This window comes from Spiroplasma sp. ald (assembly GCF_044714355.1).
Taxonomy (GTDB): Bacteria; Bacillota_I; Bacilli_A; order Mycoplasmatales; family Mycoplasmataceae; genus Spiroplasma; species Spiroplasma phoeniceum.
The window spans coordinates 1-9,523 of the sequence record NZ_RXFY01000037.1 but is presented as its reverse complement, the minus strand read 5'-3'; the positions used below and the strand labels follow the sequence as shown (position 1 = coordinate 9,523).

The following is a 9,523-nucleotide window of genomic DNA, read 5'->3' as shown; positions in this document are numbered from 1 at the left end:
CAAATTTCATAATTTTAGATTCCTATAATTTCTATTTTAAATATATTTTATAGGAATTTTAAAATAACTAGGTTATGCAAGAAGTCTAATGAAAGCATTTTTCAATTAGAATTATTAAGTAATTAAAACTATGGATAATTCATTAATGTTTTTTGATTTGATTATGTTTTGGAAGATTACCATTTTCTAAATCAGATTTCCCTTTAAAATCATAAGGTTTTTCTGTTCCTTTTAATAAACGAACAATATTTTGATGATGCTTTAAGATTAAGAAAATAGCACTTAAAGTAATAATAATATTAATTAAAGCTAAACTATCATAGTAATTATCATAATTAACATAATGTAAGTAATTCACTCAAACAAGATGAGAATTTTGAAGTAAATCACCATTAAAGTTAATAACATCAATGCCACTTAATTGTGGGATTCAACATAATGCTCCTGTAAAAAATGCTGCTAAAATTGAAGAAACAGAAACTCGTTTTCAAATAAAAATTGTGCTTCATCAAACAACTGTAGCAATTAAAAAATAATATGGGTTAGTCATTCATAATAACCCTAAAAAAGATGAAACTGTTTTACCGCCTTTAAATTTATAATAAATTGGATAAGAATGACCAATTAAAACAAAAAAAGCTGGAATATAATAACTAGTTGAACCAAAATTAACCCCATTAATATTAATACAACTAATACCAAAGGCAATAAACATTGTAATAGTAACTTTTAGCATATCTAAAAACATAATGGCAAAACCTCATTTTTTTCCTAAAACACGACTAGTATTTGTAGCTCCGGCATTTTTAGAATGATAATCTTGCACATCAATTTTATAAATTTTTTTACTAATAAAGATTGATCAACTAAAAGAACCAATTAAGTAACCAATTATTGCCGTAATAGCTGTCCCTAAATATCCATATAATGTCATTCCTTCACCTCTCTTTTACTATTATATTATATAGCAATTAGAAATAATTTAGTAAATAATTGTAAATAAAAGCATTATAATATAAAATATTAATAGTGAAAATTATATTTAAAAGGAATGATAGAGAATATGAGTATTGAAGATAAAACATTAAAGTATGATGAATCATCAATTCAGATTTTAGAAGGACTAGATGCGGTTCGAAAACGTCCAGGAATGTATATTGGTTCAACTGATGTTCGTGGATTACATCATTTAGTTTGAGAAATTATTGATAATTCAATTGATGAGGCATTAGCTGGTTATTGTAATGAAATTGATATTATTATTTATAAAAATAATGCGATTACGGTGGCAGATAATGGTCGTGGTGTTCCAACCGGAATTCATTCATCTGGTAAATCAACGCCAGAAGTAATTTTTTCAGTTTTACATGCTGGGGGAAAATTTGGTGGTGATGGTTATAAAACATCAGGAGGATTACATGGTGTTGGTTCTTCTGTTGTTAATGCTTTATCGTCAACTTTTGATGTCACAATTTATCGTGACCACAAAGTTTGAAGTATTAAATTTGCGAATGGTGGGCAAGTTAAAGAACCGTTAACAAAAATTGGTACAACAACAAAAACAGGAACAACAGTTACTTTTTTACCTGATCATAAGATTTTTAAAGTAATTGATTTTTCTTTTTCCACAATTTCAGAACGAATTCGTGAATCAGCATTTTTAAATAGTGGGGTTAAGTTGACATTGACTGACCAACGCACTGATAAAAAAGTATCATATTTATTTAATAATGGTTTGGAAGAATTCATTACTTATATGAATGAAGGTAAAAAAAGTATTACTCCAATTATTATGTTAAAAGGGATAGAAAAACAAATTGAAGTTGAAATAGCGTTACAATATTCAACTGAATTTAATGAAAATTTACTTAGTTTTGCCAATAATGTTAAAACAAGTGAAGGTGGCAGTCATGTTGCTGGATTCCGAACAGGATTAACAAAAGTAATTAATGATTATGCTCGCAAAGAAGGTTTATTAAAAGAAAAAGATAAGAATCTTGATTCGGTTGATACACGGGAAGGATTAACAGCCATTGTTTCAGTAAAAATTCCTGAAAATTTAATTCAGTATGAAGGTCAAACGAAAGGAAAATTAGGAACTTATGAAGCACGACTTGTTGTTGAAACAATTGTAGCTAAGCAATTTGGATTTTGATTAACAGAAAATAAGACAAATGCTTATACTATTATTGAAAAAGCATTATTAGCTCGTAATGTTCGTGAAGAGGCTCGGAAAGCACGCGAAGCAGCTCGTAATAGCAAAAAACGTGGTAATAGTGATCGCTTATTAACCGGAAAATTAACCCCAGCTCAAAATCGAAATAAATTTAATAATGAAATTTTTTTAGTTGAAGGAGATTCGGCGGGAGGAAGTGCCAAGTTAGGACGTGATCGTCGTTTTCAAGCAATTTTACCGTTACGCGGGAAAGTGATTAATGCTGAAAAAGCAAAACTTCAAGATTTAATGAATAATGAAGAAATTAATGTAATGATTAATGCAATTGGGGCTGGAGTCGGAAATGGCTTTGATATTAATGATGCCAATTATGGCAAAGTAATTATTATGACTGATGCGGATACGGATGGTGCGCATATTCAAACTTTATTGCTAACATTTTTTTATCGTTATATGCGACCATTAATTGAAAATCATCGGGTTTATCTTGCTTTACCACCTTTATTTAAAATTACTAGCACCAAAAATAAACATATTGAATACGCATGAGATGAAACAGAATTAAAAAATAAATTAAGTCAATTTCATGGTAAATTTGAATTACAGCGTTATAAAGGGCTAGGGGAAATGAACGCAGAACAATTATGAGAAACAACAATGGATCCCCAAACTCGTCAGCTAATTTTAGTAACAATTGATGATGCTGTTATGGCTGAAAAACGGATTGTCACCTTAATGGGAGATGATGCTAAAAAACGAAAAGATTGAATTGATGAAAATGTTAAATTTACTTTAGAAGATGATTTTCAAGCAATCATTAATTAAGTAGGACAACAATGTTACAAGCAATCAAAAAATTAATTAATACCCTAAATCAAACCAATCTAACTCTTAGTCAATATCAAAATTTTCAGTTATGACTTATTAAAGAAACAAAAACAAGATTGACATTAGAAGTTTGAACAAGTAATGGCAGTGAAGATAGTGAAAATACAATTGAAACAACGATTGAACTTGCGATAGCAGATGAAATAGCATTAAATTGATGTTATGAAAGTTTACTATTAGCAGCGCAACAAACTACGGAAAAAGAAGTTTTTTGAAAAAAAATTATGCAACAAGTAACACCGCTTTATCAATTAGAACCAAGTAGTAACTTGTACTTGTTAACAAAAGAAGGCATTCATTTTTTTAACGATAAAATTGTTGCATTTGAATTAGACTATTATAATATATTAATAATTTTATTTGCTTGGCAAAAAATTAATATGGGAATTAATATTAAAAAAAGAACATTAATTAAACCTAACAATTTACCACTAAAAATTAATCAACAATTAAATACATTAAATTTAACAATTTATAAATTATTATTAATTGAAGGAACCCTATTTTATCAATGTGAAATTGATTGGTTATCTAAAATGGGTAAATATATGATTAAATCAGCAACAACAATTTATTATCAACAAGAATTTATAATCAAAACAAATATTTTAGCAGAGTTGTTACAGTTAATGGAAATTTGTAATAATCTTAATGACCGAATCTTAGCATATTTCCGGACATTGTTATTATTAACTCATCAACAGCAACTCTTTACTTATGATAAACATAAGGATTATTGAATATTAACAAAATTAGGGCAAAAGTTATTTTATCAAATTGATTATAAAAAGTTTATAATCAAGAATGAAATGATGAAAGTTGATTTACAGAGAGGAATTTAAAAATGAGTAATAACGAAAAAGAAAATGAATTAGTTTATAGTTTAAATGATATTATGTCAGAACGCTTTGGTCGTTATGCCAAATATATTATTCAAGATCGAGCCTTGCCTGATGTTCGTGATGGTTTAAAACCAGTGCAACGTCGTATTTTATTTGCAATGAATGAATTACGATTAACTTTTAATACGAGTTATAAAAAATCGGCACGGATTGTCGGAGAAGTAATTGGTAAATATCATCCGCATGGTGATACATCAGTTTATGATGCAATGGTAAGGTTATCGCAAGATTGAAAGGTCCGTTATCCATTAATTGATATGCATGGAAACAATGGTTCAATTGATGGGGACCCAGCGGCTGCAATGCGTTATACTGAAACTCGTTTAAGTGAAATTTCCTCATTTTTATTACAAGATCTTGATAAAAAAACAGTTGCTTTTGCTCCTAATTTTGATGATTCAGAACAAGAACCTGTTGTATTACCAGCTTTATTTCCAAATTTATTAGTTAATGGTTCAACTGGAATTGCTGCTGGATATGCAACAAATATTCCACCACATAATTTACATGAAATTATTAATGCAACAATTCATTTTATTGAAAAACCAGACAGTACGGTTAAGGATTTAGTAAAATATGTTAAAGGACCTGATTTCCCAACGGGGGGGATTATTCAGGGAAAAAGTGGAATTTTAGAGGCATATCAAACAGGAAAAGGCAAAATTATTGTTCGTAGCAAAATTGAATTTGAAAACAATGCTTTAGTAATTACTGAAATTCCATATGAAGTTATTAAACAAGACTTAGTTAAAAAGGTTGATGATATTAAATATAATGAACCAGGATTAAATATTAAGGAAGTTCGTGATGAAACAGACCGCGAAGGGTTACGAATTGTGATTGAATTAGGTAAACAAGCTAATGTTGAAACCGTACGGAAATTTTTATTAAAAAATACTAATTTACAAATTTCATATAATTTTAATATGGTTGCTATTGCAAATAAACAACCACGACAATTAGGATTAAAGGAAATCTTAACCCACTATGTTGAACATCAACAAGCAGTTGTTACTCATCGTTCTCGTTTTGAATTAGCACGTGCAAAAAAACGCTCAGAAATTGTTGCTGGGTTAATCAAAACAATTAGTATTTTAGATGAAATAATTGCCGTTATTCGCCATTCAAAAGATCGCAGTGATGCAATTCATAATTTAGGGAAAAAATTTGGTTTTACCCAAATTCAAGCCGAAGCAATTGTCCAGTTACGATTATACCGGTTAACTTCAACAGATATTTTACAATTAAAAGCAGAACAAAAAGAATTAATTGCAACAATTGCTGAATTAAAAGCAATTTTACGTGATATTAATAAATTAAATAGTGTTATTATTCACCAATTAGAATTAATTAAGAAAAAGTTTGTTTCACGTCGTCGTAGTGTGATTGAGAATGAAATTGAAGCAATTGAAATTCAAAAAACAGAAACAATTATTGAAAAAGATTTGAACATTTGAATTTCACGAGACGGGTATTTAAAAGCGTTAGAAAATAATCAATTAGCACGGTTAGCAACTGAAGAATTTAAACGAAAACCAGGAGATTTATGAATTGCTGATTTTCAAGCTAATACTTCTGATAAAATTTTATTAATTACTTCAAAAGGAAATTATGTTATTATTCCAGTTTATAAAATTAAAACTGTTCGGTTACGTGATATTGGTGAACATGTTAATACTATTTCTGAGTTACCAGGAGAAGAAAAAATTATTAGTGCTTTCTTATTAAATGATTTTAATAAAAAAGAACAATACATTATGTTGGCAACTAAAAATGGAATGATTAAAAAGACAGCTGTTAAAGATTTTGAAGCAACACGAATTAGCAAAGCTCTTAAAGCTATTAATTTAAAAAATGATGATGAAGTTGTTGCTAGCCAATTAGCTGATCATCATCCATATGTTGTCATAACAACAGCAAACGGTTTTATTGTTAAATATCGTAAAAAACAAATTCCCACATTAGGGTTACGAACAGCAGGGGTAAAATCAATTAATCTACATGATGATGTAGTTATTAATGCGGGTTATTGTGAAGATGATAATTTAGTATTAATTACTAATCTTAATACTGGGAAAAAAATTGATTTAACAGAAATTCCTACATCAACACGGCCAGTAAAAGGAACACGATTATATAAGTTAAATAAAGATATTAATGAACTTGTCCGCTGAACGTTTTTAACAAAAGGGAAAGATATTTTACATATGTTAAATCAAAATGATGAAAGTGAGATATTTAATACTGATAAAATGCCTATTCATAAATTAATTACTGCTAATCATACGTTAGGCTTTGAAAATATTATTGATATTGTTATTCCCCATTATTATGATTTAAAACTAATCCCATCAAAAAAAGGATTAGAAATTAGTAGTGCAGCTGCAAAAAAGCATCCGCTTCATCATAATGAACATGATAATGTAAACAATCTCAAAGCCCTAATTGAATTAACAAAACCAACGAATAATGCTGCTGTTAATAAGACAGAACCAAATGAAAAAAGTTATAATCAGGAAACAATCACCTCAGAAAATACTAACGATGAGGAAAGTGATCCTAATGTTAAATTAGCATTAATGATTCCACCAGAAGAAATTTATCAAGTTGAGCAAGTTATTGCAACAGCAGAACCAATAACAACGCTTGACTATCATGCAAATAGTAAAAAAACAATTAACAAAAACATTGTGGGTAAACCACGCGGAGAAAAAATGCGCCAGAAAAATAAAAATATAAAAGAAACAAAAAAGAAAGTTCGAAAAGAACAACAAAGTAAACGACAATTAGAACAAACCTCAACAAATGTGGAAACTAGTACAATCGTATCTGCACCTGAACAAGAACCATCGCCATTATTTGTTCGCAAAACTTTTGGAAAAGTAAAAACAACAGCAGATATGTTAATTGAAAAGAAACAACGTGAGCAAGCTAAAGTAGCTTTAGTAAAAGCACAGGCACAACAAAATAATCAACAAAAAAATATAAAACCGACAGTTCCGTCTTTTGACGAAGAAAAACCATCTTTTGGAAAAGTGGTCACAACAGTGGAAACTCTGCTTAAAAATAGACAACAACAAATTAATTTTGAGTTTAATAATAGCGAAAAAGATAAACCTATTATTAAAGCAAAATCACGAACAGAATGATTAAAAGCAATTGAACAAGCTCCAGCTGGAACAATTAAGGTTGGCTTAAGAAATGTTTCTTCAAATAATCATGAGCAAACAATGCAAAAAGTTGATTTTAAACAAATTAAAAATAAAAGAGTAACGAAAGCTAACTTTAAAAAAGATTTAGCAATTGATGAAACAAAAGAATTACAATTAACTATTCATGATATTTTAGATAAAAGTAAAAAATAAATTAAAAATCAGTCAAAATTGGCTGATTTTTAATATATAATTTTAGTAATGAAAGATAAAAACACGAGGAGTGAATAAAAAATGACTAATTTGGGAACAGACTTTTTAGTTAAATGTACTAATATTAATAAATTTTATCGAAAACAACATGTCTTAAAAAATGTCAGTTTAACTGTACAAAAAGGAGATCGAATTGGAGTTGTTGGACCAAATGGAACAGGGAAAACAACTCTATGTGAGATTTTAGCTCAATTACGTCGTGTTTCCAATAGCAGCAGTGAAAAACAAGTTGGAATTCGGATTGGGATGCAATTGCAAGAATCTAAATATCCTCGTGGAATTACTGGTTATGATATTTTAAATTTGTATTTAAAAGTTTATAATTTATTAATTCCACCAGAAAACATTTATCAACTTTTATTAAATTTACAAATTGAAAAAATTATGAACGAGGATATTTCAAAATTATCTGGCGGACAACAACAAAAGATTAATATTTTATTAGCATTAATTGTTGACCCAGATTTGATTATTCTTGATGAATTAGCAACACGCTTAGATTTAGAAATTAAAGATAAAATATATGAGATTTTAAGTGTTTTTTTAGCAAATGAAAATAAAGCATTATTATTAATTTCGCATAATATGGAAGAAATTGAGAAGTTTTGTGATACTTTAATTTTTATGGTTGCAGGAGAAATTACAAAAGTAACAAAAGTAGTTGATGTTGTTGCCGAATATGGCAGTGTTGAAGCTTTTGTCAAAGATCAATTTAAAGAATATCAAATTGGCGCTTATAAACAGGGCTATAGAACAGGAGCAATCGAACATGACAAATGAGCGAAAAACTGAGCAAAATACATCGATAAAAATAAAAAATAGTTGATTAGTTAATGAAAAAGTTAATTTATCAGCCCTATATCGTTTTTTTCTAAGTTATTTGCGACGCCAAAAAATGGTTTTAATTCTTTCCGTTGTACTAATTCCAATTGCAATTCTTTGCCAAGCAATTTTTGTTAACTACCGCCAAGGACCGAATGTTAAGGCACTATCAATCGGAGTTACTTTTATTGCAACGGGGGCAAGTATTGCTGTATATATGTTAATGGGTTTTTTAATTGATTTAAAAATGTCCGTTGTCTATAAACGCATTGGATTATTAGGAATTAAACCATTAGGTTTTGTTTTAATTGTTTACGCTTATTGTTTTACCTTAGTACTAATTGCTGATGTCCTAGTTTTAATTACTAGTTTCATTATTAATGCGGTGTTAAAGATTAATTTTGCTGTTGCGTATAATTTAATTGTTCTTTTGTTTTTTATTATTTCAATTTTTATTACTGCTTTTGCAATTGCTTTAATGATTATTGCTGTTATCTTAATTAATTCACGAACAATGCAATCAATAGTAACTACCATTTTAACAATTTTATTTGTTGGAGGTTCATTCTTATTTGTAGCTTTTATTCCGGCTTTATTTGGTGCGCACTATAAAGAAGCAATTTTATCAATCAAGGGCTTAAGTATTGGCTGTGGTGTTATGTTGGGTTCAGTTGTTTTAACTGGCCTCTTAATATGGTTAATTGTTCGAATTTTTCGTTGAGATAATTAAAAAAATGCGGAAAGCAACGAAAATAATTGGCAAATTTAAATTATTTTGCTATGATATACTTGTTGTAAAATTCGGGAAGAATAAGATTTAAGTAGAAAAGAGGAGTAAACAAATGCGTGAAGGAATAATTTTACGTTGTGAACAATGTAAGGAAGAAAACTACATTGCAAAACGTGACAAAAAGAAACAACACGACAAATTAGAAGTGAAAAAATATTGTTCAAAATGTAACCAACATACTTTACATAAAGAAAAAAAATAACTCATTAAAATGAGTTATTTTTTTAAAATTATTTTTAGCAAAGATTAGAGTTAACATTTGTTTGGATTAACAGGTTTTATGTTATGATTAAGGTAAAGTAGATAATAATACTTTCATATCGGTGTTTTTTTTTTTTTTTTTTGATTATTTTAAAATAGCAAAGGAAAAATGTGAAAGGAAGGAAGCACGAATGATTCGAAAAGCTACAATTATTGATCAAGACCAAATTAATCAGTTAAGACAAAAAATCATTAAGAAAATTAGTCTTGATGATTATAATCTTTTAAAACAAGAAGCTATTTTACAGTATTTTCAGAA

At 28.5% G+C, this 9,523-nt stretch carries 7 protein-coding genes; 6 read left to right on the top strand and 1 reads right to left on the bottom strand.

The features are described 5' to 3' along the window. Positions 1 to 142: 142 nt before the first annotated feature. The gene (plsY, locus tag EHU54_RS02870) at positions 143 to 934 is read right to left on the bottom strand and encodes a glycerol-3-phosphate 1-O-acyltransferase PlsY (RefSeq protein WP_400248834.1); all 792 of its coding nucleotides are present in this window, start codon (positions 932 to 934) and stop codon (positions 143 to 145) included. Between the two features lie 129 nt (positions 935 to 1,063). On the opposite strand from plsY, the gene parE reads away from it, so the two are divergent. The 6 genes from parE (at position 1,064) to rpmG (ending at position 9,205) form a co-directional block, all read left to right on the top strand. Further along, a complete protein-coding gene (parE, locus tag EHU54_RS02865; RefSeq protein WP_400248833.1) occupies positions 1,064 to 3,001 on the top strand; it encodes a DNA topoisomerase IV subunit B in 1,938 nt (645 codons plus the stop codon). Between the two features lie 11 nt (positions 3,002 to 3,012). Further along, positions 3,013 to 3,906, top strand: a complete 894-nt coding sequence (locus EHU54_RS02860; RefSeq protein WP_400248832.1) for a hypothetical protein — start codon at positions 3,013 to 3,015, stop codon at positions 3,904 to 3,906. A gap of 2 nt (positions 3,907 to 3,908) precedes the next feature. After that, complete coding sequence (parC, locus tag EHU54_RS02855; protein ID WP_400248831.1) at positions 3,909 to 7,331, top strand: DNA topoisomerase IV subunit A; 3,423 nt, start codon at positions 3,909 to 3,911, stop codon at positions 7,329 to 7,331. A gap of 81 nt (positions 7,332 to 7,412) precedes the next feature. Continuing rightward, positions 7,413 to 8,213 carry an ATP-binding cassette domain-containing protein gene (locus tag EHU54_RS02850; RefSeq protein ID WP_400248830.1) on the top strand — a complete coding sequence of 267 codons (801 nt, stop codon included), beginning with the start codon at positions 7,413 to 7,415 and terminating at the stop codon, positions 8,211 to 8,213. Continuing rightward, complete coding sequence (locus tag EHU54_RS02845) at positions 8,161 to 8,943, top strand: hypothetical protein (RefSeq protein WP_400248829.1); 783 nt, start codon at positions 8,161 to 8,163, stop codon at positions 8,941 to 8,943. Before EHU54_RS02850 ends, EHU54_RS02845 begins: the two co-directional genes overlap by 53 nt. Positions 8,944 to 9,055: 112 nt before the next feature. After that, positions 9,056 to 9,205 (top strand): 50S ribosomal protein L33, encoded by a 150-nt coding sequence (gene rpmG / locus EHU54_RS02840; protein ID WP_400248828.1) that lies wholly within the window; start codon positions 9,056 to 9,058, stop codon positions 9,203 to 9,205. The last annotated feature ends 318 nt before the right edge of the window (positions 9,206 to 9,523 follow it).